This window comes from Collinsella tanakaei, assembly GCF_016902615.1.
GTDB classification, from domain to species: Bacteria; Actinomycetota; Coriobacteriia; order Coriobacteriales; family Coriobacteriaceae; genus Collinsella; species Collinsella tanakaei_A.
Genome location: NZ_JACJMB010000015.1, coordinates 14119 through 40010, shown reverse-complemented (window position 1 = coordinate 40010; position 25892 = coordinate 14119). Strand labels below are relative to the sequence as shown.

Annotated in this window: 23 protein-coding genes; 11 read left to right on the top strand and 12 right to left on the bottom strand. The window is 65.0% G+C overall.

The genetic code is table 11. The features are described 5' to 3' along the window. Positions 1 to 236 precede the first annotated feature (236 nt). The 3 genes from H6A21_RS06485 to H6A21_RS06475 form a co-directional block, all read right to left on the bottom strand. A complete protein-coding gene (locus H6A21_RS06485) occupies positions 237 to 1313 on the bottom strand; it encodes an AbrB family transcriptional regulator (protein ID WP_204561524.1) in 1077 nt (358 codons plus the stop codon). 161 nt (positions 1314 to 1474) lie between these two features. Then, positions 1475 to 2518 carry a [citrate (pro-3S)-lyase] ligase gene (gene citC / locus H6A21_RS06480; protein WP_204561521.1) on the bottom strand — a complete coding sequence of 348 codons (1044 nt, stop codon included), beginning with the start codon at positions 2516 to 2518 and terminating at the stop codon, positions 1475 to 1477. Between the two features lie 71 nt (positions 2519 to 2589). Further along, positions 2590 to 3513: a LysR family transcriptional regulator gene (locus H6A21_RS06475; RefSeq protein WP_204561520.1), complete on the bottom strand. Its 924-nt coding sequence runs from the start codon at positions 3511 to 3513 to the stop codon at positions 2590 to 2592. 606 nt (positions 3514 to 4119) lie between these two features. Between H6A21_RS06475 and citD the strand changes: the two genes are divergently transcribed. From citD to citF, 3 genes are read left to right on the top strand one after another with little or no spacing between them, the layout of a single operon-like run. Then, positions 4120 to 4419, top strand: coding sequence for a citrate lyase acyl carrier protein (citD, locus tag H6A21_RS06470; RefSeq protein WP_204561518.1), 300 nt, complete (start codon positions 4120 to 4122; stop codon positions 4417 to 4419). Continuing rightward, the gene (locus H6A21_RS06465) at positions 4419 to 5339 is read left to right on the top strand and encodes an aldolase/citrate lyase family protein (RefSeq protein ID WP_204561516.1); all 921 of its coding nucleotides are present in this window, start codon (positions 4419 to 4421) and stop codon (positions 5337 to 5339) included. The genes citD and H6A21_RS06465 overlap by 1 nt, the downstream gene beginning before the upstream one ends. 15 nt (positions 5340 to 5354) lie before the next feature. Next, a complete protein-coding gene (gene citF / locus H6A21_RS06460; RefSeq protein ID WP_204561514.1) occupies positions 5355 to 6914 on the top strand; it encodes a citrate lyase subunit alpha in 1560 nt (519 codons plus the stop codon). Between the two features lie 68 nt (positions 6915 to 6982). Here citF and H6A21_RS06455 read toward each other — a convergent pair whose 3' ends face one another. From H6A21_RS06455 to H6A21_RS06445, 3 genes are all read right to left on the bottom strand, one after another. Then, the gene (locus H6A21_RS06455; protein ID WP_204561512.1) at positions 6983 to 7933 is read right to left on the bottom strand and encodes a triphosphoribosyl-dephospho-CoA synthase; all 951 of its coding nucleotides are present in this window, start codon (positions 7931 to 7933) and stop codon (positions 6983 to 6985) included. Further along, positions 7920 to 8621, bottom strand: coding sequence for a GntR family transcriptional regulator (locus H6A21_RS06450; RefSeq protein WP_204561510.1), 702 nt, complete (start codon positions 8619 to 8621; stop codon positions 7920 to 7922). Before H6A21_RS06450 ends, H6A21_RS06455 begins: the two co-directional genes overlap by 14 nt. Before the next feature lie 467 nt (positions 8622 to 9088). Next, positions 9089 to 10459 (bottom strand): CitMHS family transporter, encoded by a 1371-nt coding sequence (locus H6A21_RS06445; protein WP_204561508.1) that lies wholly within the window; start codon positions 10457 to 10459, stop codon positions 9089 to 9091. 544 nt (positions 10460 to 11003) lie between these two features. Here H6A21_RS06445 and H6A21_RS06440 point away from each other — a divergent pair. The 6 genes from H6A21_RS06440 to H6A21_RS06420 all read left to right on the top strand — a co-directional run bounded on the left by H6A21_RS06440 (position 11004) and on the right by H6A21_RS06420 (position 15209). Next, positions 11004 to 11369 (top strand): hypothetical protein, encoded by a 366-nt coding sequence (locus tag H6A21_RS06440; protein ID WP_204561506.1) that lies wholly within the window; start codon positions 11004 to 11006, stop codon positions 11367 to 11369. Further along, positions 11359 to 11784 carry a biotin/lipoyl-containing protein gene (locus tag H6A21_RS06435; RefSeq protein WP_204561505.1) on the top strand — a complete coding sequence of 142 codons (426 nt, stop codon included), beginning with the start codon at positions 11359 to 11361 and terminating at the stop codon, positions 11782 to 11784. The genes H6A21_RS06440 and H6A21_RS06435 overlap by 11 nt, the downstream gene beginning before the upstream one ends. Positions 11785 to 11838: 54 nt before the next feature. Next, positions 11839 to 12984, top strand: coding sequence for a sodium ion-translocating decarboxylase subunit beta (locus tag H6A21_RS06430; protein WP_239462707.1), 1146 nt, complete (start codon positions 11839 to 11841; stop codon positions 12982 to 12984). Between the two features lie 15 nt (positions 12985 to 12999). Further along, positions 13000 to 13134, top strand: a complete 135-nt coding sequence (locus H6A21_RS11130; protein ID WP_275051973.1) for an OadG-related small transporter subunit — start codon at positions 13000 to 13002, stop codon at positions 13132 to 13134. Between the two features lie 95 nt (positions 13135 to 13229). Then, complete coding sequence (citX, locus tag H6A21_RS06425) at positions 13230 to 13814, top strand: citrate lyase holo-[acyl-carrier protein] synthase (protein WP_204561503.1); 585 nt, start codon at positions 13230 to 13232, stop codon at positions 13812 to 13814. A gap of 3 nt (positions 13815 to 13817) precedes the next feature. Next, positions 13818 to 15209, top strand: coding sequence for an oxaloacetate decarboxylase subunit alpha (locus H6A21_RS06420; protein ID WP_204561502.1), 1392 nt, complete (start codon positions 13818 to 13820; stop codon positions 15207 to 15209). Positions 15210 to 15448: 239 nt separating this feature from the next. Here H6A21_RS06420 and gltA read toward each other — a convergent pair whose 3' ends face one another. From gltA to glmU, 5 genes are all read right to left on the bottom strand, one after another. Further along, positions 15449 to 16852 carry an NADPH-dependent glutamate synthase gene (gene gltA / locus H6A21_RS06415; protein ID WP_204561500.1) on the bottom strand — a complete coding sequence of 468 codons (1404 nt, stop codon included), beginning with the start codon at positions 16850 to 16852 and terminating at the stop codon, positions 15449 to 15451. Beyond that, entirely contained in the window at positions 16840 to 17676 is an 837-nt protein-coding gene (locus H6A21_RS06410) for a sulfide/dihydroorotate dehydrogenase-like FAD/NAD-binding protein (RefSeq protein WP_204561498.1), read from the bottom strand. The genes gltA and H6A21_RS06410 overlap by 13 nt, the downstream gene beginning before the upstream one ends. 216 nt (positions 17677 to 17892) lie before the next feature. Next, positions 17893 to 18504 carry an aminoacyl-tRNA hydrolase gene (gene pth / locus H6A21_RS06405; protein WP_204561496.1) on the bottom strand — a complete coding sequence of 204 codons (612 nt, stop codon included), beginning with the start codon at positions 18502 to 18504 and terminating at the stop codon, positions 17893 to 17895. A gap of 192 nt (positions 18505 to 18696) precedes the next feature. Then, entirely contained in the window at positions 18697 to 19683 is a 987-nt protein-coding gene (locus tag H6A21_RS06400) for a ribose-phosphate diphosphokinase (RefSeq protein WP_204561494.1), read from the bottom strand. A 44-nt stretch (positions 19684 to 19727) separates the two neighbouring features. Further along, a complete protein-coding gene (gene glmU / locus H6A21_RS06395) occupies positions 19728 to 21125 on the bottom strand; it encodes a bifunctional UDP-N-acetylglucosamine diphosphorylase/glucosamine-1-phosphate N-acetyltransferase GlmU (RefSeq protein ID WP_204561492.1) in 1398 nt (465 codons plus the stop codon). A gap of 292 nt (positions 21126 to 21417) precedes the next feature. Here glmU and H6A21_RS06390 point away from each other — a divergent pair, with 292 nt between their 5' ends. Continuing rightward, positions 21418 to 23427: a cation:proton antiporter gene (locus H6A21_RS06390; RefSeq protein ID WP_204561490.1), complete on the top strand. Its 2010-nt coding sequence runs from the start codon at positions 21418 to 21420 to the stop codon at positions 23425 to 23427. Between the two features lie 209 nt (positions 23428 to 23636). Here H6A21_RS06390 and H6A21_RS06385 read toward each other — a convergent pair whose 3' ends face one another. Beyond that, complete coding sequence (locus H6A21_RS06385; protein WP_204561488.1) at positions 23637 to 24458, bottom strand: exodeoxyribonuclease III; 822 nt, start codon at positions 24456 to 24458, stop codon at positions 23637 to 23639. A gap of 296 nt (positions 24459 to 24754) precedes the next feature. Here H6A21_RS06385 and H6A21_RS06380 point away from each other — a divergent pair, with 296 nt between their 5' ends. Then, complete coding sequence (locus H6A21_RS06380; protein WP_204561486.1) at positions 24755 to 25852, top strand: hypothetical protein; 1098 nt, start codon at positions 24755 to 24757, stop codon at positions 25850 to 25852. Positions 25853 to 25892 lie beyond the last annotated feature (40 nt).

The following is a 25892-nucleotide window of genomic DNA, read 5'->3' as shown; positions in this document are numbered from 1 at the left end:
CCTGTGTATATTTTCACTAGAGCATCTGCGATAATAAAGTATGACGTGAATGAAAATAGCCCTTAATGGGTGCGCTAAATACCCACCGGTTCTATGTGGAGTCCCACTCAAAGCGTTTTTGTCCAGCGGGTCGGGGTCGGCGTCGAAGGTGCCGCTTGGGGCCGCATAAAGATCGCCCTGGAGCGGTAGGCTCATGCATGGTTTCGCCGGAGCGTCGTCGCCTGGGAGCACGCAGGTTAAAGGGCGCCTTCTGCGAGATGGACAACGAGGTTCGCGACCTGCGGCATGATGCCGGCGGCGTAGGCGGCGCGGAAGATCTGCAGGACCGCGATCTTCGTGAGGTCGGCTCCGAGGTCCGCGGCGATGAGGGCCATGTCGCTCGCGCCGCCAGGCGATGAGGCGAACAGCGCGCTGCGCATATCGAGCATGCCGGTCCTGCTCGCGATCAGCGAGAACAGGAAGTTCACGAACATGTACATGACGAACATGATGACGATCGGCCCGATGAGCGATCCCAGGTGCGAGATGGTGTCCGGCGTCACGGTCGAACCCACAAGGCTGCCGGCCAGCACCTGCGCCATGCGCTTGATGGACATGGGCATGCGGGTGGCATCGGTCGTGAGGTTGAGGGCGGCAACGCCGATCAGCGAGAACAGGAGCGCGCCGGCGGGCACACCGGACATATAGCCGGCTGCTCCGCAGACAACGCTCACGACCAACGTGAACACGGTGCGCTTGCGCGGTGTGTTGACGATACGGTCGAGGATGGTGTCGCTGCCCTCCTGGGACATGTCGAGCGGTTCGTGTTCGCATTCGGGCTGGTCGCGCGTCATGAAGGAGATCCAGGTGGGGAAGATAGCGAGAACGCTCGCAAGGCGGATCGTTTGCATGATGGCGACGGTGCTCGCGTCGGCATTCATGTCCATGGCGATAAGCGAGACGTCAGCGATACCGCCCGCCACGCAGGAGAGCAAGCCGGTCATAAGGTCCCAGCCGAACACGAGATGGAACACGAAGCCCAGCACGATGGTGTTGGCGGTGAGCATGACGAGCAGCATGATGAGGGGTTTGACCATGTGGGGAATGTTGCGCACGTCGCGCCGGGTGACCGACATCCCGATGAACGCGCCGGAGATGCCCTGTGAGAACATCTTGATGGGCGTGGGCATGAGGGCGAACCCGGTAAAGGCGCTGAAGATGCCGACGGCAAGCATGCTGCCGATCATGGCGGGAACCGGGATGCCGATGCGCCGGCCGATGAGGAATCCGGCGATGGCGACGAGAAGCGTAACGAGAATGTGAACGAGTTCCATAGGGTCCTGACACGGTCGTATGGTAATAGTTGACATGTCAACAATTCTAACGACGATATGTTCTCCGGTGCAATGGGGAGATGATGACAAATAGGATGGGGCGGCATGTCGCGATGTTCATCGTGACACGCCGCCCCGCCGCGAAAGGAACCACGGATGTATCAGTAGTGCGCGACGTTGCCCGCGGTGCGGATACGCTCGATCACCGGAGCGGCGTCGGCGCTGGCGAAATAGCGGTAGGTGCTCTCAGGCACGAGCGCGCGCACGCGCTCGAGGTCGCCCCTCTGCAGGGCGCGCCGGACGGTCGAGGCGCTCACGGGCGCGCCGTCGATCGCCAGGCGCGGCACGACGGTGACCTCGATTCCCACGCGCGGCAGCTCCTCGAGCATTACCCGGTTGTAGATGCCCGTAACCTGGCTCGTGGGCTCCTCGCCCACGAAGCGCCGCGTGATGCCGAGGGCGGCGGCGATGCGCTCGAACACCGTTATGTCGAGTCGCGCATGCCCCTCGTTCACCTTGGCGTCATCTTTCAGGAAGTAGCTCGGAAACGTCGCCGACGAGATGATGTAGGGACCCGAATCGTGGACCACGACGTTGTTCAGGTCCGCGACGCCCTCGCACACGAGCTTCTTGCGCACAGCGAACGGTACGAGGCTCGCATCCTCGCTGACCACGAACACGTGCAGCGTGTCGACCGCGGCCGCAGCCACCTCGACAAGGTGGCGATGGCCCAGCGTAAAGGGGTTTGCGTTCAGGATGACGGCTCCCGCGGTGCCGGGGTGCTTTGTGGCCTCGAGGCCGCGCAGGTAGGATGAAAAGCCGTTCGCGCGGTTCTCAAGAAACACGAGCATGCCGTCGACGCGGGCGATCTCCTTGAAGCCGAGGTCGCAGAAGAACTTGGCGGAGCCGACTTTCGTGTAGACGAACAGATGGGTGTTCCCGCGCTCGTACTGCACGTCCATCAGGTGCGTGATGAGCTTGTTCATGAGCCCTTCGCCCTGGTAACGATCATCGACTGCCAGGCAGCGCAGCGTGTTGCCGAAGCAGCTGCCCGTGGCGATCACGTTCATGTCGTCATCCTGGATGACGCAGGTGTAGTCGAGGTTGGCATCGCGCTGGATCCCCTCCCGCTCCAGCAGGGCGTCCACCTTGGCGAGGGTTGCGGAATCTGATGGCCAAACCTTGGAGATGGTGTACTCGTCCATGGGAATCCTTTCGTGAGAACGTGCGGGGCGGCCACCGGGGGCGCTCGCGCGCCGGCGGGGAATCGCGCCCGCTACGGCAGATCGGAGAGCGCGGTCGCCGGCGACACCGCGGTGCCGATCACGCCGGCGTTCGAGCGATGCGCATATTGCTCCTTGATGAGGTCGACGAGCGCCTGTACCTGCGGGAGCTGCTCGGCCTCCTTCTGGCAGTCAATGTACATGCGGCGGATGAACGGCTCGCCGTTGGAGAACGTGCAGGGGCGCACGCAGCCGTCGAATCCCGCGAGCACGACCTCGGGCAGAAGTGCCCAGCCGATACCCCGCTTGACCAGCTCCTGGCAGGTCATGAGATCGCTGACGTTGATGCGGCTCGCGGTCTGGGCGAGGTTGTTCTCGTGCAGCCAGCGCGTCATGAGCGCGGTGTGCGCGATGTCGGTGGTGTGGTTGATGTAGGTGAGCTCCGAGAGCGGCGTGTGCTCGTTCTCATGTGTGCACACGGCGCATATCCGCTCCTGCGACAGCAGGTACTGCATGCCGTCCCAGGGAAACTCGCCGCGCAGGACCGCCACGTCAAGCTCGTTGCGCTGCAGGATCGCATGCAGGTCACGGCTTTTGGCGGTCACGATGTTGAGCTGCACCTGGGGATAGCGGCGGTGGTATTCGGTCAGCAGCTGCGGCAGATGCATGAAGGAGTAGTTGAGCGCAAAGCCGGCGTTCAGGGTGCCGCAGATGGTGTCCTGCGCGGCGTCGAGCTCGCGGCGCAACAGCTCGAGCTCATGGGCCGCTTGGGCGGTGTGCGCGAGGGCGAGCTCACCGGCGGGCGTGAAGCGCACGCCCTTGCGCGTGCGCAGGACGATATCGCACCCGAGTTCGCGCTCGATGGCCTTGATGCGCTTGGAGAGCGCCGACTGCGTGAGGTAGAGCCGGTCGGCCGCATGGGTGATGTTGCCGCACTCTTTCAGTACGTGCAGGAGCGCAAAGTCCTTTTCATCCATGGGGATTCTCCTTTCGCAAGAGCCGGAGGCGCCGATAGGGCGGTCGATATGCACGCTTACCGCGGCGACCAAGGCCGGCACGGCATATTTTATGCAATGCGCCGTGCGAATAAGCCGCCACAGGCGGTATCCCACCAGCTAGAACAGCGCAAGAACAATTGGGCGCAGCGCGATGGGACTGCCCGCCTGTGCGCTCCCCTCCCGACGCATGGGTGGCGAGAAGTGAGCAATGACGGCCAAAACGGACGATATTCTGGAGCCGAACAGGTGCCTTCTCCATCGTTCGGCCCTCTTAACAGGTGAAATATGCCGTTCCATACAGTCAAGCCTGTAATGATTAAACATTACAAATTGGAATGCTATAAGGAGAGACAGAAGAAAAACAAGCGAGCGGATGCTACGTTACGCTGAGCGGTAGAAATACACCTGAGAAACACTCAATTCTGAAGGTATTCCCCATACGACTGAAAAAGAAGACTAAACAACCCAATAAGTAATCCTTGAATCTTCTATGATATCCGCGACGTGCAAAGCTCACGAGCCCGGGCGCGCGCCGGGAGCAGCTCAATCCCGGCGCGCGCCCGGGCGCAACGGAAGGGAGTGCGAATGGTTATCGAGAAGACCGCAATGGCCGGCACGCTCGAGTCGAGCGACGCCCAAGTGACCGTATCGCCTGCAGACACGCTCGAGATCGTCATCGAGAGCAGCGTCATCAATCAGTACGGTCGCCAGATCAAGGCCACGGTCGAGGAGACCCTGGAGCGTCTCGGCGTGAAGAACGGTCTCATCTCCGTCGTTGACAAGGGCGCGCTGGACTGCACGCTCAAGGCCCGCGTCGAGTGCGCGGTGTTCCGCAGCTGCGACGCGTCTATGGTCAACATCCCCTGGGGAGGTGTCATCCAGTAATGGCAGGTAAGATCACCCGTCCGCGTCCGAACAAGGACCGCCTGCGCCGCACGATGATGTTCATGAACGCGCAGCGCCCGGGCCTCATCAAGGACGCCTACATCTACGGCTGCGATTCCATCATGCTCGACCTTGAGGACGCCGTCGCCGTCAACCAGAAGGACGCCGCCCGCTTCAGCCTGTATCATGCGCTGACCACGATCGACTACGGCGACACCGAGGTCATCGTGCGCATCAACGGCACGGATACCGAGTACTGGCGCGAGGACGTGCGCGTGTGCGTCGCCGGCGGTGCCGACGGCATCCGTATCCCGAAGTGCGAGAGCGCCGAACAGGTCAAAGAGGTCGAGGCCGCCGTCGAGGCCGCCGAGCGCGAGTTCGGCGTCGAGGTCGGCCGCACCCTGCTCATGGCTGCGCTCGAGAGCCCGCTCGGCATCATGAATGCCTACGAGATCTGCACCGCATCCGACCGCATGCTCGGCTGCGCCATCTCCGGCGGCGACTTCCGCACCTCCATGCACGTGCAGATCGAGCCCGACGGCATCGAGATCAACACCGCCCGCTCCATGATGCTTCTGGCCGCGCGCGCCGCCGGCGTGCAGTGCCTCGACACCATGTATCCCAACCTGGATGACGAGGAGGGCTTCCGCCGCGAGGTCGACCTCATCGTCCGCATGGGCTTCGACGGCAAGTCCCTCATCAACCCCAAGCAGATCGCATATGTCCACGAGCGCCTGGCGCCCACGCCCAAGCAGATCGCCCATTCCGAGAAGATCGTGCGCAGCTGCCGCGAGCAGGCCGATGCCGGCGTCGGCGTGTACGTCGTCGACGGCAAGATGGTCGATCCGCCGTTCTTCAAGGAGGCCGAGCGCATCATCGAGCTCGCCAAGAAGTGCGGCGTCTACCACGGCGATCTGTAAGAGAGGAGCCAAGATATGATTAACGCAGTCGGAAGGGATATCCCCGACTACCTGCTCGTTGACGGCAAAGAGGTCTACCAGGGCCGCTTCGCCAAGGATGGCCAGGTCCTGAAGCGCGATGCGCCGACCACCGTCATGCATGAGAAGCCCGTGCCCGACAAGCTGTGCGCGACCATCCGCGAGGCCTGCGAGAAGTGCGGTGCCCACGACGGCATGACCATCTCGTTCCACCACGCCTTCCGCAACGGCGATTACACCGCCTCCATGGTCTGCAAGGTGCTCGTCGAGGAGATGGGCATCAAGGACCTGCGCGTGGCCGCCACCTCGCTGGGAGACGCCCACAACCTGCTCGCCGACTACATCGAGCAGGGCATCATCGTCCAGGTCCAGGCCTCCGGCGTCCGCGGCCGCATCGGCGACGTCATCTCCGCCGGCAAGCTGAAGGAGCCGGCGATCATCCGCTCCCACGGCGGTCGTCCCCGTGCCCTGATGTCCGGTGAGCTGCACGTCGACATCGCCTTCCTCGCGGCGGCCTCCTGCGACAAGGTGGGCAACGCCAGCGGCAACGGCGGCAAGAACAACTGCGGTTCCATGGGCTACGCCATCCCCGATTCCAAGTACGCCGACCGCGTCGTCGTGCTGACCGATACGCTGGCGCCGTTCCCGAACGTGCCCGCGTCGATCAAGTGCGAGGACGTCGACTGCGTCGTCGTGGTCGACGAGATCGGTGACCCCAAGCGCATCGGCACCAAGGAGGCCCGCGTCACCCAGGACCCGCGCGACCTCATGATGGCCGAGCGCGCCGCCGACATCATCGCGGCCACCCCGTGGTTCGTCGACGGTTTCTCCTATCAGACCGGCGCCGGCGGCCCGTCTCTGGCCGTCACCCGCTTCCTCGAGGAGCGCATGGACGCCAAGGAGATCAAGATGGGCGTCGCCTTCGGTGGCATCACCGGCAACATGTGCGACCTGCAGGATCGCGGCTATGTCCGCAAGATCGTGGACACGCAGGACTTCGACACGAAGGCCATCGCGCACCTGCATGACCGCCCCGATCACGTCGAGATGACCGTGAGCGACTACGCGAACCCCGCGAACAAGGGTGCCTACGTCAACTACCTCGACTACATGATCCTCGCGGCCCTCGAGGTCGACACGAAGTTCAACGTGAACGTCATCACCGGCTCCGACGGCGTGGTCCGCGGCGCGCCCGGTGGCCACCCCGACACCGCCGCCGGCTCCAAGTGCTGCATCATCGTCACGCCGCTCGTGCGCGGCCGCATGCCGACCATCTGCAAGGATGTCACCACGGTGACGACCCCGGGCGAGTGCGTCGACGTCGTCGTGACCGACTACGGCACCGCCGTGAACCCGGCCCGCCAGGACATCATCGACTGCATGGACGCCGCCGGCATTCCGCACGTCACCATCGAGGAGCTGCAGGAGAAGGCCTATTCCATCGTGGGCGAGCCCGATCCGCTGCAGTGGGAGGACAAGGTCGTCGCCATCGTCGAGGCGCGCGACGGCACAATCCTCGACGTCATCCGCCAGATCAAGCCCTACACCTTCGAGTAGCGCAGGAAAGCTGGCACACGACAGCTAAAACGACGGGGTCCCCGGCATGCCCGGGGACCCCGTTTTTATCAGTAGGCGATGTCGGTTTGAGTGATGAGGCCCTCGAGCAGGGCGAAGAAAATGCCGAGCGACAGCAGGTCGGCCGCGCCGCCCGGACTCACATTCGTGCGGATGAGCTCAGCGTCGTAGGCGGAAAGCGTCGCGATGAGCTCCTCGTCGGGCACGTCGCGCGCATCGAGCGCACGGCAGAAGGCACGGTGCGCGCTGAGCGCCTCCGGTCCGCCGCGGTGGACGACGTTCGTGTCCTCCAGGTCGGCCATGAGCTTCACGAGGGCGCGCAGCAGCATGATGCGGGCGGCGCCGGGCGCGTGGGTGCCGAGCGGATGGGAGCGCAGGTAGGGGAGAAGCGTGCGTGAGAGCTGCGGGTAGCCCTGCGCCGCCTCGCCGCGCACGCCCTGCATGCCGCGCAGGAGCAGCAGCCGCTCGCCGTGGGAGAGCTGCGCGGTGTCACCTGTGGCGGACACGCGCTCGTGCAGCGCGCGGACATCGTGGTCGAGCAGGCCCGCGCCCATGCGCGACACCAAGGTGAGGACCGCTTCGGTGCCGTGCGCGTCGAGCGCCCCCGCAGCGATCTCGGTGCCGCCGCTTTCCATCAGCGCACCGGTGGCGCCAAGCACGAGCGCGAAGGTGAAGTTCGCCCCCTTGTGGGTGTTCACGCCGTCGGTCGCGGCGAACATCGCCGCCTCCGCGCGGATGCCGATGTCGCGCATGGCGCGGGCGAGGGCGGCGGGGCCATCGGTCCCCAGGTCCGCACCGGCGGCGGCGTATTCGGCGAACAGCGGCTCGAGAGCCGCCGCGCTCGCCATGAACGTGGAGAGGTCCATATCGGTGTGGGCACCGGTCGTGGCGCAGTCCACCAGCCCGGGTTTCGGTGTGAGACGCGCCTCGGCAACGAGCGAGGCGGCAGCCAGATGCGCCAGGTCGCAAGTCCGGCGCGCGGCGGTATTACTTGATGCCACAGTCTGCCATTTCCGCGCTGATCAGGCCGTAGGAGTTCCTCAGGTGCGTGCGCACGACCTGCTCGATCTTCTTCTCCGGCCCGAAACGCATCGCCAGGTAGATTCCCCAGTGCTCTTCCATCGCCTCGTTGCGGCGAATCTCAGGGCGGGCCGAGACGTTGCGGAAGTAGCGGGTGTAGGCCTGCAGCGGCTCGATGATGCTCTGCAGGCGCGGGCTGTCAGCCATCTTGAAGATGAACTGGTTGAACTCGTCCCAGTTGCGCACCACGCCGTCGACGTCGTTGGCCGCGTTCATGCGCTGGCCCTCTTCGAGCAGCTGACGCAGGGCCTCGAAATCGTCATCGTTCATGTTGCGAGCGGCCTTTGTGGTGGCAAGCACCTCGAGCACGACGCGGATCTCGTAGACCTCCTCGGCATCGTGCTTGCTGATGCCGCGCACGGTCACGCCGCTGCCGGGCTTGCGGTCGACCAGACGGTCGGAGGCAAGCTGGTCGAGCGCGGCGCGGATGGGCGTGCGGCTGATGTGGAGGGCCTGGGCGAGCTGCTTCTCGTTGATCGCAGTGCCGGCGGGCACGCGGCCCAGCGTGATGGCCTGACGGAACGCGTCGTACAGCACATCTTTGATCGGCACGTTTTTCGAGAGGTCGAGAAACTCACAAAGGGTGAGCATCAGATGTTCTGTATCCATACCCGCCTCCCGAACGCTAAGAAAACTTTATCTGGATAAGTATACACGGCGCAACACTCGATAATGTGAATGAAGCGACTGGTAGATGCGGGCTTTAGCGTACTGTAGCGACTTATTTGCATGAATATGAGAAGGGAATATCGCATACGGGAATATGCCGTGACATGCGACGACGATCGCAGCAATCCAATGCAGTTGGCTGGCGGCTTATGCGCGTGCGGTCGTATATCACAGCGCGCGGCAAGAAATCCGCGCGCCCGTTCGCGCAAGCTCGGCGCAAGGTATCGGCCATAGTGTCGGCCATGGCGCCGGCGGGGGAGCGCCGGGAGGCTACCGAGCGCGGGTGCCGCGCGGGCGGTGGCCTCCCGGCGTCACGACACCCGCGCGACACCAAAAAGCCGCGGCCACCGTATGGCAGCCGCGGCTGGAAAGAGGGAGCAGTGTTGTCTCTATCCCTTCAGGCGATGTTATGCCTGCGGGATGTACAGCGGGATGGCACCCGTGGCCATGATCGTGATGACGAAGATCACGAAGATGCACGCGGCCCACTTGCCCGCGGCGCGCTGCCACTCACCCAGGTCCTGACCGGTCAGGCGCAGGAGCAGGTAGATGAAGGCAGTGAGCGGGGAGAGCAGGTGGAAGGCCTGGCCCATAAGGGAGGCGAGAGCCATCTGCAGGTTGGTGAAGCCGTAGGCGTAGCCGGCCTCGGCGATGGCGGGCATGACGCCGAAGTAGAAGCCGTCGTTCGAGATGAAGAACGTGCCGGGCGCGGAGATGAGGCAGACGATGAGGCCCCAGAAGCCGGCGAGCTGCTGCGGGATGATGTAGATCAGGGACTGCGCAACGCCGTCGGACATGGACAGGCCGAGCTCAGAGTCGCCCTGGAACAGGCCCATGAAGATGCCGGCGCCGAAAATCAGGATGACGACCTGCACCGCGTCGCCGCCGTTGGCGCCGATACGGGCGTTCTGATCCTTGATCTTGGGGTAGTTCACGAGCAGCGCGATGATGGTGCCGAGCATGAACAGCATCTGGTTCGGCAGGGAGATGGCCTCGATGAAGGAGCCAGCGACCAGCCAGGCGATGAGCACGACGGTCATGATGGCGTTGAACAGCCAGTTCTGGGGACGGCGAAGCTCGAGGGTCTCGGGATCGTCGATGGCGCAGAGCTCGTCGATCTCCTCGCGGGTGAACTCGGTCACGCCGAGGCGAGCGCGCTCCTTCTTACCCATGTAGCGGGCGACGACCACGATGTTGAAGATGACGGAGATGATCATGCCGGGCATGAGGTAGGACAGGATGTCGCCGCCGACCTCGCAGACGGCCATGGCGCGCGCCGTGGGGCCGCCCCAGGGCAGCAGGTTCATGACGGTGTTCTGAAGAATGACCAGGACAGCCAGGTTCATCTTCTTCATGCCGAGCTTCTCGTAGATGGGCAGGAAGGCCGCGCAGCACACGAGCGTGGTGGTGGTGCCGTCGCCGTTCAGCGAGATGGCAGCGGCCACGACCGCGGTCGCGATGAGGACCTTCATGGGGTCGCCCTTGGCGAACTCGATCATCTTCTTGGTGATGGGGTCGAACAGGCCCGCGTCGAGCATGATCGAGAAGTAGAGGATGGCGAACAGCAGCAGGATGCCCGTGTTCGCAGTGGTGCCCAGGCCGTTCATGACCCAGTCGCCGATCAGCGTCCACTTATCGATGTTGCCGGTGACGACGAGCATGAGGAACGCGAACACCATGGGGATCGTGCACAGTGCCACCAGCGGCGAGAGTTTCTTGGCCATAACGCAGAACATGAAGACTGCGATCATGACCCAACCGAGGATGGTTATAGCCATAACTTCACCCTTCCCTTTCCCTTTCCCTTTTCCGATTAGGTTGCCGACAGATACGTATACGGTCCGCGTCGCTGCGACGTGCAATAAAACCAGCGGACGCCAACCGTTTGCTCGCTTGAAAAATTAACGGTTTATCCGCGAATTTTTCGCGAAGGCCGAGCAGAAGGAACAGTAGAAAAACAGCAGGTACCTGCAGAAATAACAAAAGCGCAGGTAAACGCCTATAAATCAAAAACGGCCCGAACGTACACCCTGGGGTGGGTACCGTTCACGCCGCGAATGCCTACCGTTCACCGGTCGCAAGCCTGCAGAAATCCACGGGAAACGCAGGAGCGTCTGTACCCACTCGTAGAATGGAGAAGTTGAAAACGGGAGGTAGTTTGGGGTGATAGATACACGTGCGCCCGTATCGATCCGGCGAACAACGAAAGTGCAATCGGCGGTACGGGAGCGAATATAAAGTAAGTAGTGTTCATTGGCACGGCACGTCTGAATGGGTAATCAACCGTTGATTGCCGAGGAAAAACCGAGGGGAAGTGAATAGATGGGCTTCTTTGATTGGTTGAGGCGCAAAAACGACGAACCTGCGCAGGCAGCGCCCGCTCCGGCGCCCGCCCCTGCAGCGGCTCCTGCCGCGCCCGCGGCGCCCAAGGAGGAGTGGGAACCCGTTCCCGCGTACCTGCCGGTCGACGCCTCCGAGCATCGCCCGGTTGTCGTTGCCGCCACGGCCATCGCCGCGGGAGACCGTCCCGATAGCCAGATGGTGGTTCGCCGCGTCAGCGTCGTGAACCCCGAGCACCGACTCGTCTCGTGCATCGCCACGTCGATTGCCGCCGGCGCCCTGGAATCCAGCCAGTTCGTAGTCAAAGGTGTCTACAAGAAAGTGATGGAGGAGGACCATGCTTCGTAAATTCAAGATCTCGATCGACGGGACCCAGTACATGGTGGAGATGGAGGAGATCGGCGCGCCGGTCCCTACGCCCGCTGACGCCGTCGCGGCCCCTGTTGCCGCCCCGGCTCCTGCGCCCGCTGCCGCTCCGGCTGCGGCGCCCGCTCCCGAGCCCGCTGCCGCCCCGGCTCCCGCCGCTGCGACCGCTTCCGCTCCTGCCGGCGCGAACGTGCAGACCGCGCCCATGCCCGGCAAGATCGTCGACATCCAGGTCAGCGTGGGCGACAAGGTCTCCAAGGGCGACCCCGTCATGGTGCTCGAGGCCATGAAGATGGAGAACCAGCTCATCGCCGAGTTCGATGGCACCGTGGCTTCCATCGCCGTCTCCAAGGGCGATATGGTGAACCCGGGCGACGAGCTGATCGGCATCGCCTAGGTTCGGGCACACCTGACGCGCATCCCGCGCGCAACCAAGGAGAGGACTTGACCATTGGAAATTCTAGCTACTGCTGCTGACGTGCTGACGGGCGGTGTGCTCGGCCTCGCCGCCGAGCCGGGCCGCATCGTCATGATTCTCGTCGGCATCCTCCTGATGTATCTGGGCATCAAGAAGGAGTACGAGCCCACGCTGCTCGTGCCCATGGGTCTGGGCACCATCCTGGTGAACATCCCCGACTCCGGCGTCCTTATGACCGGCGGCGAGCCCGGTCCGTTCCAGATCCTGTTCGACATGGGTATCGATACGGAGCTCTTCCCGCTGCTGCTGTTCATCGGCATCGGCGCCATGATCGACTTCGGCCCGCTGCTGGCGAGCCCGTTTCTGCTGCTGTTCGGCGCCGCCGCGCAGTTCGGCATCTTCTTCGTGATCATCGTGGCCGGCCTGCTCGGCTTCAACCTGGCCGACTCCGCCTCCGCCGGCATCATCGCCGCGGCCGACGGACCGACCTCGATCTTCGTCGCGAACTCGCTGCAGTCGCAGTACCTCGGCGCCATCATGGTCGCCGCGTACTCCTACATGGCACTCGTGCCCATCATCCAGCCGTTCGCCATCAAGCTCGTGACCACCAAGAAGGAACGCCAGATCCGCATGAACTACAAGCCGGGTTCGGTGTCCCAGACGGCCAAGATCATCTTCCCGGTCGTCATCTGCGTCGTCGCCGGCCTGATCGCCCCGGCCTCGCTGCCGCTCGTCGGCTTCCTGATGTTCGGCAACCTGCTGCGTGAGTGCGGCGTGCTGGACAACCTGTCCATGTCCGCTCAAAACGAGCTCGTGAACCTCATCTCCATCCTGCTCGGCCTGTGCGTGTCCGTCCGCATGCAGGCGGGCGAGTTCCTGCAGCTCGACACCCTCATCATCATGGGTCTCGGCCTGGTCGGCTTCGTGATGGACACCATCGGCGGCATCATGTTCGCCAAGGTGCTCAACATCTTCCGCAAGGAGAAGATCAACCCCATGATCGGCGCGTCGGGCATCTCGGCGTTCCCCATGAGCTCCCGCGTTATCCAGAGGATCGCGACCGAGGAGGATCCGGGCAACTTCATCCTCATGCAGGCTGCCGGCTCCAACGTCGCCGGTCAGATCGCATCGGTCGTTGCCGGTGGTCTTATCCTCGGCATCGTCCCCGGTTTGATGTAGAAAGGGGAGCGTTAGATGAATACCGCTATCCTGAGCGATTCCCTGCTGATCCTCGTTTTGGGTTGGGGCGGCATCTTCGTCGTCATGATCATCATCTACCTGGTGTCCATGGCGCTCATGAAGCTGTTCCCTGCCGATAAGGACAACTAACCGCAGGCAAACGTATCCGGGCGCGCCGTGTCCTCAACGTGGCAGGCGCGCCCGTCGATTCTCGCGCGTGGGTGGAAGAAAGGAGCGTGGCGCACATGGCCGATACCGCGAACGACGAGCCGAAGCTCTCTGAGCGTGCAGCCCGCGTCTTCTGTGGCCCGGTGGCCGAGCTCCCCGACATGCTCGACGCGCGCGAGCGCCGCGCCGCGATGCAGCGCGAGCTTTTGGGCCGTGCGCACGAGGGCGAGTCGCTACTCTCCATCACGCTGTCCATCCCGGGTCCGCACAAGACCTCAGAGGTGCTCGAGCGCGTGTTCGACGAGCTCAGCTCCCAGGCCGTCTCGGCGCTCGATGGCGCCGCGGTGCGCGAGCAGACGCGTGCGGGCGGCGTGTCCGGCCCCGAGCTCATGATGCTTGTGGAGCTGGAGCCACGCGAGCTCAAGCGGCGCGTCGCGGTCGTGGAGGAGACCCACCTATTGGGGCGCCTCGCCGACCTCGATGTGCTCGGACGAACGGGCGATACGCTCTTCTCGGTTCAGCGGACCGAGATCGGCCTGCCGCCGCGCAGATGCCTCATCTGCGACGGCGAGGCCAAGGCGTGTGCCCGTTCGCGCGCGCACACCGTACATGATATGCAGGAGAAAATAGCCGAAATCATAAGCCAAGGGGGTTATATCTAAATCATGAGCAAGCAGATCAAGTTCACCGAGACCGCCCTGCGCGACGGTCAGCAGAGCCAGATCGCGACCCGCATGCCCATCGAGGACATGCTGCCGATTCTGGAGACGATGGATGAGGCGGGCTACTACGCCATGGAGGTCTGGGGCGGCGCCACGTTCGACTCGTGCCTGCGCTACCTGAACGAGGATCCGTGGGAGCGCCTGCGCACCTTCCGCGCCCATGTGAAGCACACGAAGCTGCAGATGCTGCTGCGCGGCCAGAACCTGCTTGGCTACCGCAACTACGCCGACGACGTCGTGGAGTCCATGGTCAAGAAGTCCGTGGAGAACGGCATCGACGTCATCCGCATCTTCGACGCCCTGAACGACGTCCGCAACCTCAAGACCTCCATCCGCGCGGCCAAGGAGGCCGGCGGCGAGGTCCAGGCAGCCATCTGCTACACCACGAGCGACGTGCACACCGTACCCTACTTCGTGAACCTCGCGAAGGAGATGGCCAAGGCCGGCGCCGACTCCATCTGCATCAAGGACATGGCGGGCGTGCTCGAGCCGGGCGTGGCCACCGAGCTCGTCGGCGAGATCAAGGCCGCCGTCGACCTGCCGCTCGAGGTCCACACACACTGCACCGCGGGCATCGCCGAGATGACGCTGCTGAACTCCGTGCGCGCCGGTGCCGACATCATCGACACCGCCATCTCCGCCTTCGCCGGCGGCACCTCGCAGCCCTGCACCGAGTCCATGGCCATCGCGCTCGAGGGCATGGGCTACTCCACCGGTCTCAAGATGGACAAGCTCGAGGAGATCGCCCAGCACTTCGCGCCCGTGCGCACGAAGTTCAAGGAGAACGGCACCCTGAACCCCAAAGTCATGGAGGTCGAGCCCAAAGCGCTACTGTACAAGGTCCCCGGCGGCATGCTGTCGAACCTCATCTCCAACCTGAAGGACCTCGGCGTGTCCGACAAGTACAACGAGGTGCTCGCCGAGGTGCCGCGCGTCCGCGCCGACCTGGGCTATCCGCCGCTGGTGACCCCGCTGTCCCAGATGGTCGGCTCCCAGGCCCTCATGAACGTCGTGACCGGCGAGCGCTACAAGGTCGTCCCGCAGGAGATCAAGGACTACGTCCACGGCCTGTACGGCAAGTCCCCGGCGCCCATCGACCCCGAGGTCCAGAAGATGATCATCGGCGACGACGAGCCCATCACCTGCCGTCCGGCCGACCTCATCGAGCCGGCGCTGCCGAAGATTCGCGAGGAGATCAAGCAGTACGCCAAGAGCGAGGAGGACGTGCTCGACTACGCCCTGTTCCCCGATCAGGCGCGTGACTTCCTCGGCCGTCGCGAGGACCCGTTCTACGACGTCCCGGTCCAGGAGGTCGAGGTTTCCATCGAGGCCTAATCGCATCTCGGGCGTTTTCGACATATCGCGGGCGGCAGCCACTTCCGGCTGCCGCCCGCTTTTCGTTTGTCCCCTCCGATGACGGGCTTCACGCCCCACTGCCTCCATTGGGGACGGGGTTATTTGAGGACACTTGTCCTTTCTTGGGACAGACCTGCCGGCGGCGCGGTCAAGCGTATAGGAAAAAGCGCCCGCCGGCGCGGAGCCGACGGGCGCTTATCTGCGATGGGGCAGAAACGCTACTCGCCCAGGATCGTCTTTCTGATGGACGCAGCAGCGGTCTTGCCGGCGCCCATGGCGAGGATGACAGTCGCGGCACCGGTCACGATGTCGCCGCCAGCCCACACCTTGGGGTTGCTCGTGCGGCCCTCCTCATCGGTCTCGATGAGGCCCCAGCGGTTGAGCTCGACGTCGGCGCAGAGCTTTGCGAACGGGTTCGCACGCGTGCCGATAGCGGTGATGGCGACGTCGCAGGGGATGGCGAACTCGGAGTTGACCACGGGCACCGGGCGACGACGGCCGGAGGCGTCCGGCTCGCCGAGCTCCATGCGCTCGAGCTCGATGGTGGACACGAAGCCGTCGGGACCCGGCAGGAAGCGCAGAGGGGCGCAGAGCTCGAGGATCTCCACACCCTCCTCCTTGGCGTGGTGGATCTCGGCGCGGCGGGCGGGCATCTCGGCCTCGGTGCGGCGGTAGGCCAGCGTGACCTTCTCGGCGCCCAGACGCAGCGCGGTGCGCGCGGCGTCCATGGCCACGTTACCGCCGCCGAACACGACGACGTTCTTGCCGTGACGGATCGGCGTGTCGTACTCGGGGAACTCGTAGGCCTTCATGAGGTTCGTGCGGGTGAGGTACTCGTTGGCGCAGTACACACCCGGCAGGTTCTCGCCCGGGACATGCAAGAAGCGCGGCAGGCCAGCGCCCACGGCCAGGTACAGGGCGTCGAAGCCCTCCTCGTTGAAGAGCTCGTCGGCGTCGAACAGGCGGCCGGCCACGGAGTTGTACTCGAAGTGGACGCCCAGCTCCTCCAGGCCCTTGATCTCACGCTTGACGATGGCCTTGGGCAGACGGAACTCGGGGATGCCGTAGGTCAGCACGCCACCGCCGGTGAAGAACGCCTCGAACACGGTGACGTCGAAGCCCTCGCGCGCGAGCTCGCCGGCGCAGGCGATGCCGGAAGGGCCGGAACCCACGATGGCGACCTTGTGGCCGTTCGCGGGCTTGCACTCGGGCGCGGCACCGACCTCGTCGGCCATGTCGCCCACGAAGCGCTCGAGCTGGCCGATGGCCACCGGGTCGCCCTTCTTGCCGAGGATGCACTTGCCCTCGCACTGGTTCTCTTGCGGGCAGACGCGGCCGCAGACGGACGGCAGCAGGTTGTCGCCCTTGATGGTGGACAGGGCGCCGGACCAGTCCTGCTCGCGGATCTTCTCGATGAACTGCGGGATGTGGACGCCGACCGGGCAGCCCTCCATGCACAGGGGCTTCTTGCAGTCGAGGCAGCGGTTAGCCTCGGCCACGGCGTTCTCGATGGTGTAGCCGGTGTCGACCGGACGGAAATCGTGCGCGCGCTCGGCGGCCGGCTCCTCGTTAGCGGGGGTGCGGGGCGCGCCGATGTTGGGGCGGTACTTTACTTCTGGCATGCGCAATCCTCCTCATAATGCTTCGTGGAAGCGGCCTCCTCGGCGCGGTAGCTGGCCTGGCGGTGGGCAAGGTCGTCCCAGTCGACCAGGTCGGCGTTGAAGTCGGGGCCGTCGACGCAGGCGAACATGGTCTCGCCGCCGACCTCGACGCGGCAGCAGCCGCACATGCCGGTGCCGTCGACCATGATGGGGTTCAGGCTCGCGACGATGGGGATCTTGTGCTCGCGGCAGGTGCGCGCGGAGAACTTCATCATCGGCACGGGGCCCACGGCGAAGGCGGAATCGATCGCGTCGGTTTCGCACAGGCGCGCGAGCGGCAGGGTCACGACGCCCTTCTCGCCCATGGAGCCGTCATCGGTGGTGACGAAGAGCTCCTCGAGCGGCAGCGCGGCGAACTGCTCGAACAGGATGAGCAGGTCCTTGTTGCGGGCGCCCATGATGGCGTAGACCTTCTTGCCCTGCTCGCAGAGCATGCGAGCCACCGGGTAGGCGATGGCCAGACCCACGCCGCCACCGATGACGGCCACGCGGTCGCCCTCGATCTCGGTGGGCTTGCCCAAAGGACCGGTGATGTCCTGGATCTCGTCGCCCTCCTCGAGCTTGGAGAGGCACTCGGTGGTCTTGCCGACCACCATGAAGATGAACTCGATCCAACCTTCCTCGGGGTTCCAGTTCGCGAAGGTGAACGGCACGCGCTCGCCCGTCTCGTTGATGCGCACCATGAGGAACTGGCCGGCATGCGCCTTCTTGGCCATCCTCGGGGCATGGACGCGGAACTCGAAGACCTTCTCCGAGAACTGCGTCTTCTTCAGGATCTTGTACATAAATTCCCTCTCTTATCGGTGGAGACGCCGCAGTGGCGATACGCTGCGAGCATACAGGCTAAGTATACCCTCGCGCCTTGGGCCAAGGGTGGACCAACCGGCTAAGAGCTGGGGCAATTTGTACTTCGGGACAACACTGGAAAACCCCGCAGACCCAAGGGCGCATGAGCGCTTGGGGCTGCGGGGCTGCATTCGGGTATGAAAGCTGGGCGTGTGCTAGCGCTTGCCGTTCACGTTGTCGCGAGCGAAGACGACGCCGCGGGTGAGCGCGAGGGCGGCAGCCTCGGCGGCGCGAAACGTCGCGTCGTCGAACTCCTCGGCCTCGCGGGCGCGCAGCTGCTTCAAGACGAAGTCCGCCACGGGCATGCGTCCCGGGGGCTCGCCGATGCCGACGCGAATGCGGCTGAAGTCGCGGCTGCCGAGCTTGTCGATTATGGAGCGCAGGCCGTTATGGCCGGCGTGGCCGCCGCCTATCTTCACGCGCACGTCGCCGGCGGGGATGTCGAGCTCGTCGTGGATGACGAGAAGCTCCTCGGGTGCGATTCTGTGCGCGGCGCACAGCTTCGAGATGGGGCCGCCGCTCGTGTTCATATACGACTGGGGCTTCACGAGCAGGACCTCGCGCTTGCCGCCGTCGGCATCCGGGTCGTTCACGGCGATCGTGGCGACCTCTGCGCCTGATTGGTTTTTCCAGTACGTGACGTTGGCCTGGCGGGCGAGCTCGTCGATCGCGCAGAAGCCGGCGTTGTGCCGGGTGCGCGCATACTCGTCGCCCGGGTTGCCGAGGCCCGCCACCATGCGGATCTTCTTCGGTTGGGCTGCTGCCATGTAGTCCTCCTCCTGCCACGTTTCGCCACCCATGGTGACGAGGGCCGTCATCGATGTCAATGTGGGGGACCCCGCGCACCGGTGCGCACGGTGCCCGCGGTATTGCCGGTGCGGTGCAAAAGAGGGGCACGGCAGCTGCCATGCCCCTCCACAGGATGCGATTGCGATGCGCGTGCGCGACCGGCTGCGTCCTTACAGCGCGAAGTCGCCGCCGACGAGCAGGGAGACGGACTGCTCGGCGTACACGGCGTTGATGGCGTCGGCGAACTCGTTGGCCACGGTGATGGTCTTGATCTTGCCGCCGACCTCGACGGGGATGGAGTCGGTGACCACGCACTCGACGATGGGCGCGTCGTTCAGGCGCTCGACAGCCGGGCCGGAGAAGATACCGTGGGTGGCGCACACGTAGATGTCGCCGGCACCCATCTTCTTGAGCTCGCGGACGCTCGCGCACAGCGTGCCCGCCGTGTCGATCATGTCGTCGTTGATGATGCAGGTCTTGCCCTCGATATTGCCGATGATGCCCATGACCTCAGCGGCGTTGTGGCGCGGACGGCCCTTGTGGGCGATGGCCAAATCGCAGCCGAGCATGTCGGACAGCTTCTTGGCCGCCTTGGCGCGACCCACGTCGGGGGACACGACGACGAGGTTGTCGGTGTCGAAGCCCTTGGCGTTGTAGTAGTCGCCGAACAGGGGCAGGGCGGACAGGTGGTTCACCGGGATATCGAAGAAGCCCTGAATCTGACCCTGATGCAGATCGAGCGTGATGATGCGATCGACGCCGGAGCGCTCGATGAGGTTCGCCACGAGGCGCGCGGTGATCGGCTCGCGCGGCGCGGCCTTGCGGTCCTGACGGGCGTAGGCGTAGTGCGTGATGACGGCGGTGATGGTGCGGGCGGAGGCGCGCTTGGCGGCGTCGGTGGCAACGAGTAGCTCCATCAGCATGTCGTTGACGTTGGGTCCGGCGATGGACTGAACCAAGAAGACGTCGGCGCCGCGAACGGACTCGTCGAAGCGGGCGTAGATCTCGCCGTTCGCGAATTTCTCCAGGGCAAGGCCCGAGAGCTCGACACCCAAGATGTCGGCGACCTTCTGTGCGAGGGGTCGATTGCATGAGCCCGAATACAGGCGCAGCGTCTTGTACATCTGCTGGGTCAGTTTGTGGTCCTGTGCTGGCATCTGCCGTTTCTCCTTAGCTCTTTGGACTGCCATGCCCTTATGCGTTACAGACGAGCGCGCCGGCGCTCGGTGTAGCCCTCCACGATGCGCTGCTCGGTGCGCTCGATGGCAAGCGCCCCGTCAGGGACATCCTTCGTGATCGTGCCGCCGGCTCCGGTGATGGCATCGGAGCCGATATGCACGGGTGCGACCATCATAGTATCGGAGCCGATGAAGGTGCGGTCCCCGATAACGGTCGCATTCTTGTTTTTACCATCGTAATTGCACGTAATGGAGCCGGCGCCGATGTTGACGCCCTCGCCCATGGTCGTGTCGCCGATATAGGAGAGGTGCGGCACCTTGGATCCGCGGCCGATGGTTGACTTCTTGATCTCCACGTGCGTGCCGGCCTTGGAGCCGTCGAGCATGTGCGTGCCGGGGCGCAGGTAGGCGCGCGGACCGCAGTCGACGTCGTTTTCGAGCACGGCCTCAACGGCCACGGTCTCGTCGACGATGCAACGGTCGCCCACGCGGGTGTCGGTGAGACGCGTGTTCGGGCCGAGCTGGCAGTCCTCGCCCACGGTGCAGTGGCCGATCAGGTGGGTCTGCGGCCACACGACGGTATCGCGGCCGACGGTGGCGTCCGGGCCGATCCAGGCCTGGGCGGGATCGATGAAGGTGATGCCCTCTGCCATGAGGCGCTCGTTGATGCGGTCGCGCGCGATGGCGGTGAGCTGGGCGAGCTGGGCGCGGCTGTTCACGCCGAGGCCCTCGCGGTAGTCGTCGCAGTGGAAGATGGTAACGCTCTGGCCGGCGGCTTTCAGGATCTCGACCATGTCGGGCAGATAGTACTCGCCCTGGGCGTTGTCGCAGCCGACCTCGCCGATGTGCGCGGCGAGCTGCGCGCCGTCGAAAGCGTAGCACCCGGCGTTGCACTCGAGGAGCCCGGCGGCCTGCTCGGGCGTGCAGTCCTTCTGCTCGACGATGCGCGCGACCGAGCCCGCCTCGTCGAGCTCGATGCGGCCGTAGCCGAACGGGTCGGGCGGCGTCATGGTGAGGATCGCGGCGGCGTGCGCACCCCCGTCCACGGTCTGGGCGAAGGTGCGGATGGTCGCGGGCTCGATGAGCGGCAGGTCGCCGTTCAGGACCACGACGGGGCCGGCGGCAACGCCGGTCGCCTCGAGCGCGACGCGCACGGCGTGCGCGGTGCCCAGGCGCTCGGTCTGCTCGACGCACTCCACGTGCGCGTCAGCGCGCTCGCCGTAGGCGGCGTCGAGGATGCTCCTGACTTCGTCCGCGTGGCTTCCGATGACGGTGATGACGCGGTCGCAGCCCGCATCGAGTGCGGCGTCCACCACCCAGCAGATCATCGGCTTTCCTAACAGTGCGTGCGAGACTTTGGCATGCTTCGACTTCATGCGCGTGCCCTCGCCTGCGGCCATGATGATGGCGGTGACGTCCACAAGACCCCCTTTGGGTTGAGGTGCAGATATGTGCGGTGCAGCGTCCGCGTTCGGGCGGCGCGCACCTGCATCGATGATACCGCAGCGCATAGGTGCCGGGCGCGCTGCGGGCGGCAAGCACGCGGGGCAACAGAGCGCGCACACGCGGCAGCGCGAGCGGCACGGGGGCGCGGCGCGCAAGTTACCTCCGGCTTTCTCGTGGAGGTTGCAAAGTCTCGCCGCATCGCCGGGTAAGGTAGATACCAGCGAACATATCCGCACGTGTCCTGCCTGCTGCATTCGGAGGTCCCCCATGCACGGAGATACCATTTTGCTCATGACGTTCGTCTTGGCGCTCGTCGCCGCCTTCGCCGGCGGCATGGTCGCGCGCGCCTGCCGGCTGCCGCCCATCGTGGGCTACCTGCTCGGCGGTCTCGTCGTCGGCCCGTTTACGCCGGGGTTCGCCGGCGACAGCCATGCCATGAACCAGCTGGCCGAGATCGGCGTCATGTTCATGATGTTCGGCACCGGCCTGCATTTCTCGTTCAAGGACCTGCTCGAGGTGAAGAACATCGCGGTGCCCGGCGCCGTGCTGCAGATCATGCTCGGCACGCTGGCGGGCTATGCGCTCGGCGGCGCCTTCGGCTGGTCGCCTGAGGCGGGCATCATGCTCGGCCTGTCGGTGAGCATCGCCTCCACCGTCGTCCTCATCAAGAACCTGACCGATGCCGGCCTCTACCAGAGCCGCGGCGGCCGCATCGCCACCGGCTGGCTTATCGTCGAGGACCTCGCCACCGTCGTGATCCTCGTGGTGCTGCCCGTCGTGTTCGGACCGGGCGAGGTGAGTCCGACCGGGCTGGCGGGCGAGTTGGCGCTCGCGCTCGCCAAGACCGTCGCCTTCGTCGTCCTCATGCTCGTGGTGGGCTCGCGCGTCCTGCCGTGGCTGCTCGCCCGCATCGCCCGCTTCTGCCCGCGCGAGCTCTTCCAGCTCGCGGTCGTGGTCATCGCGCTCGGCACGGCGCTCGCGGCGGCGATGCTGTTCGACCTGTCGTTCGCGCTCGGTGCGTTTCTGGCCGGCGTGGTCGTGGGCACCTCCAAGCTGTCCCATCGCGTGGCGGCCGAGGCCATCCCCTTCCAGGACCTGTTTTCCATCATCTTCTTCGCGAGCGTGGGTATGATGGTGAACCCCGCCACGCTCGTGGCGCACCTGGGCGAGCTCGTGGCGCTCGTCGCCCTCATCATGGTCGGCAAGTGGGTCATCAACATGGCGCTCGGCGCGCTGTTCGCGGCGGGTGCACGCACCTCGCTCACCATCGCGGCCGGCCTGTCGCAGATCGGTGAGTTCTCGTTCATCATCGGCCAGACTGGCATGGCACTCGGCGTGCTGTCCGCCGACCAGTACAGCCTGATCCTCGGCGGTGCGGTCGTGTCCATCGCCCTGAACTCGTTCGTGCTGAAGCTCGTGGACCCGCTGTGCGCCCGCATGGAGCGCGTGGGTATCCTGCGGCGCATCTACGAGCGGCGTGCGCGCACCATCGAGCCCCCGCGCGAAGAGGGGCTCGTCGACCACGTCGTCATCGTCGGCTACGGGCACGCGGGTGCCTACGTGGCTGAGGTCCTGCACGACCTCGAGGTGTCCTGCCTGGTGGTGGAGCGCGATCTGCCGGCCGCCGAGGAGGCGGAGGCGGCGGGGCTGCCCGTGCTCGTGGGCGATGCGGCGAACTCCGAGATCTTGGCCCATGCGCATCTGGAGCGCGCCCGCGTGCTCGTAGTGGCGCTTAGCGCCGAGGGCGTGTCGGAGATGATCGCGCACGAGGCGCGCGAGATTGCGCCCGCCCTGCGCATCGTGGCGCGCGCCGACTCGCAGGATGGGGTGGAGGCGCTCGTGGCCGCCGGTGTGGACGACCTCGTGCGCCCCGAGCTGGAGGGCGGCATCGAGCTCATGCGCCACACGCTGGTCGACCTGGGCTATCGCCCGCGCCAGATCCAGGCCTACGCGGACGATTTGCGCGACAGCGGTTACGCGGCTCTGGCTGACGACGCCCGGTCCGAGCGCCGTCGCGCCTTCGGCCACCTCATGGCGTCTCTTTCCGAGCTGGAGCTCCATTGGGTCGAGGTGGGGGAGCGCTGCCCCATGGCGGGCTGCACCTTGGCGAAACTCGACCTGCGCGCCCGCACCGGCGCGAACGCCGTGGCGCTCAAGCGCGCCGGCGAGCTCGTGCTCTTCCTCGACGCCACGACGGTGCTGCTGCCCGGCGACTCCGTGGGCCTCATGGGCATGGCCGACCAGATCGAGGAGGCCGAGCGGCTGCTCTCGCAGTAACGCCTTCCGTCTCTCAGCTATCTCTCAGACATCTCTCAAATCTGAGTCAGATCTGAGAGATGTCTGAGAGATAGCTGAGTGATAGCTTGTGCAGATAGAAAGCGTGCCGGCACATCTGGGATTTCTCCGATGTGCCGGCACGTTTTATTCAGGCGAACGTATCTGAGAGATGATCGGAAGGCGCCCAGGGGCGTCCTCCTCGCGCGGTCCTACAGCTCGATCTCGAGCGTGACCGGGCAGTGGTCCGAGCCGAAGATGTCGCTGCGGATCCCCGCGTCGCGCACGCGGTCGGCCACGGTGTCGCTCACCAGGAAGTAGTCGATGCGCCAGCCCGCGTTGTTCTTGCGGGCGTTGAAGCGGTAGCTCCACCAGCTGTAGGCGCCCGTCTCGTCCGGATGCAGGCGGCGGAACGTGTCGGTGAAGCCGGCGTCGAGCAGCTCGGTGAACTTGCCGCGCTCCTCGTCGGAGAAGCCCGCGTTGCCGCGGTTGCTCTTGGGGTTCTTAAGGTCGATCTCCTCATGCGCCACGTTGAAGTCGCCGCAGGTGACAACCGGCTTGCCGCCCTCGTCCTCCAGTCCCTTCAGGAACGCGCGGTAGGCGTCGTCCCACGCCATGCGCACGTCCAGGCGGGCGAGCTCGTTTTGCGCGTTCGGGGTGTAGACGTCCACGAACCAGAAGCGGTCGAACTCGAGTGCGCAGACGCGCCCCTCGCGCGCAGCCTCGGCTACGAGCTCGTTGCTCTCGGCAAAGGGCAGCAGGCTATCCGCATGGCGCACGGACAGCGGCTCCTCGCGGCTGAACACGGCGGTGCCGGAGTAGCCCTTGCGCTCGGCGTAGCTCCAGGTCTGCGTGTAGCCGGGCAGGTCGATCTCCACCTGGCCCTCCTGCAGCTTGGTCTCCTGCAGCGCGAGGATGTCGGCGTCCAGCTCCTCGGCGATCTCGGTGAAGCTCGGTTCCTTCCTGAGGACGGCGCGCAGGCCGTTTACGTTCCACGAGGCGAAACGGTACGGGCGGGTGATGATATCGGCCATGGGTGCTCCTTGTGCGGTCGAATCCGTATGCGGGCGTAAGCCGGGTGGGCGTGCCCGCAGGGGGTGCTGTTCGGCTCCATCGTACCCGATGCGCAGGGATTCAGCGCCGCGCCCGTTCGCTCACATTTCGCGCCCCGGTGCGCCACTTCGCGCATGCGGGGGCACACGCCGGCCCAAAGATGGGTTGACGTGCCCATTCGTTCACAGTCTTGTCTGCGCAGCGCCGTATAATGAAGATTCGTGAGAATGCATTTTCCGTGGCGGCGCGCCGCCGTCACGACTCTATGGAGGAACCCATGGCGGAGGAGCTTCACCCCACGACCCACTGGTCGAATAGCTGCATGTCGGTCATCAAGGCGATGTCCGTGGTGTTTCTGATACTGAGCCTCATCTACCTGGCGGTCGCTGGGGCGAACTTCGCGGTGCTTGGCGCCGTCTTCATCGATGCCGAGTGGGCGGGCACCGCACGCGCTGCGGCGTTTGGCGGCGTCGCGTTCGCACTTGTGCTCGCGCTCTCGCTCGTGGGCATGTGGGCCACCTCCACCCGCGCCGAGCTGCATGCCATGATCTACACCGGCCTTGCCGCTGCCACGGCGGTCCTCATGGTCGTTGAGGTGGTGACCGGCTGCTTCGGCGCGCGGGACGCGGCCTTCGGCATTGCCTATATCAACGGCTTCAGCCTGTTTACCGGTGTGCTCGCGGCCGTGTGCTGCGGCCTTGCTATCTCCTCCATCGTCTCGAACCGCCGTCTCGCACTGAGTGATGTGGAGCTGAACTGGCCTTCGGCCGACGAGCTGGTTGCCGCCTTGGACAGTGTGCCCGTACCGGCGGACGTTCTGCAGCCGGAGGCTCCGGCGGCAGATGCCATGCAGCCCGCGCCCGAGGCGGAGCTCTCCGTTGCGGAGGAGGCCGTCGAGAGCGAGCCGGCAGAGGAAGAGACCTTTGATGCGTTCGAGGCAGACGAGGTCGCCGCCGAAGCTGCTCCGCTGACGGACGAGATTTTGGCTGAGGACGACCCCGCCGTCTTCGTCCAGGATGATGCTCCCGTGGACGAAGGCACTCTGGAAGACGAGGGGGACGAAGGCGACGCCCTGTTCGGGGGTAATTACGCCACCCATACACCGGAGCCTCTCGAGTCCGATTCCGTCCAGCCCCTCGAAGACAGTCCGGAGCCCGAGCCGGCTGCCGTGCCTGTTCCAGATGTCGACGCCACCGCAATGCTCCGCATCGATTCCCGTCTCGTGGGCGAGGCCCGCGCCGGCCGTGCATTCGCCGAGGAGGATGTGGTGCTCGATCCCTTGCAGGATCTTGACGAGCCCGATCTTGCGGACGACGAGGATGATGACGAGGACGACGCGCCCTTCACGGGCAGGCACTTCAGGCCTGCGCGGTAGGGACGCGCCCGAGGGCGCGTAATCGCGTGCGATATATGAA

Coding starts and splice junctions, on each gene's coding strand:
- H6A21_RS06450 (WP_204561510.1), bottom strand. CDS start 8,621: ATGGATACAGAACATCTGATGCTCACCCTTTGTGAGTTTCTCGACCTC.
- citX (WP_204561503.1), top strand. CDS start 13,230: ATGGCCGATACCGCGAACGACGAGCCGAAGCTCTCTGAGCGTGCAGCC.
- pth (WP_204561496.1), bottom strand. CDS start 18,504: ATGGCAGCAGCCCAACCGAAGAAGATCCGCATGGTGGCGGGCCTCGGC.
- H6A21_RS06400 (WP_204561494.1), bottom strand. CDS start 19,683: ATGCCAGCACAGGACCACAAACTGACCCAGCAGATGTACAAGACGCTG.
- H6A21_RS06485 (WP_204561524.1), bottom strand. CDS start 1,313: ATGGAACTCGTTCACATTCTCGTTACGCTTCTCGTCGCCATCGCCGGA.
- H6A21_RS06475 (WP_204561520.1), bottom strand. CDS start 3,513: ATGGATGAAAAGGACTTTGCGCTCCTGCACGTACTGAAAGAGTGCGGC.
- H6A21_RS11130 (WP_275051973.1), top strand. CDS start 13,000: ATGAATACCGCTATCCTGAGCGATTCCCTGCTGATCCTCGTTTTGGGT.
- H6A21_RS06465 (WP_204561516.1), top strand. CDS start 4,419: ATGGCAGGTAAGATCACCCGTCCGCGTCCGAACAAGGACCGCCTGCGC.
- H6A21_RS06385 (WP_204561488.1), bottom strand. CDS start 24,458: ATGGCCGATATCATCACCCGCCCGTACCGTTTCGCCTCGTGGAACGTA.
- H6A21_RS06410 (WP_204561498.1), bottom strand. CDS start 17,676: ATGTACAAGATCCTGAAGAAGACGCAGTTCTCGGAGAAGGTCTTCGAG.
- H6A21_RS06380 (WP_204561486.1), top strand. CDS start 24,755: ATGGCGGAGGAGCTTCACCCCACGACCCACTGGTCGAATAGCTGCATG.
- H6A21_RS06420 (WP_204561502.1), top strand. CDS start 13,818: ATGAGCAAGCAGATCAAGTTCACCGAGACCGCCCTGCGCGACGGTCAG.
- citD (WP_204561518.1), top strand. CDS start 4,120: ATGGTTATCGAGAAGACCGCAATGGCCGGCACGCTCGAGTCGAGCGAC.
- citC (WP_204561521.1), bottom strand. CDS start 2,518: ATGGACGAGTACACCATCTCCAAGGTTTGGCCATCAGATTCCGCAACC.
- H6A21_RS06435 (WP_204561505.1), top strand. CDS start 11,359: ATGCTTCGTAAATTCAAGATCTCGATCGACGGGACCCAGTACATGGTG.
- H6A21_RS06445 (WP_204561508.1), bottom strand. CDS start 10,459: ATGGCTATAACCATCCTCGGTTGGGTCATGATCGCAGTCTTCATGTTC.
- gltA (WP_204561500.1), bottom strand. CDS start 16,852: ATGCCAGAAGTAAAGTACCGCCCCAACATCGGCGCGCCCCGCACCCCC.
- H6A21_RS06440 (WP_204561506.1), top strand. CDS start 11,004: ATGGGCTTCTTTGATTGGTTGAGGCGCAAAAACGACGAACCTGCGCAG.
- citF (WP_204561514.1), top strand. CDS start 5,355: ATGATTAACGCAGTCGGAAGGGATATCCCCGACTACCTGCTCGTTGAC.
- H6A21_RS06390 (WP_204561490.1), top strand. CDS start 21,418: ATGCACGGAGATACCATTTTGCTCATGACGTTCGTCTTGGCGCTCGTC.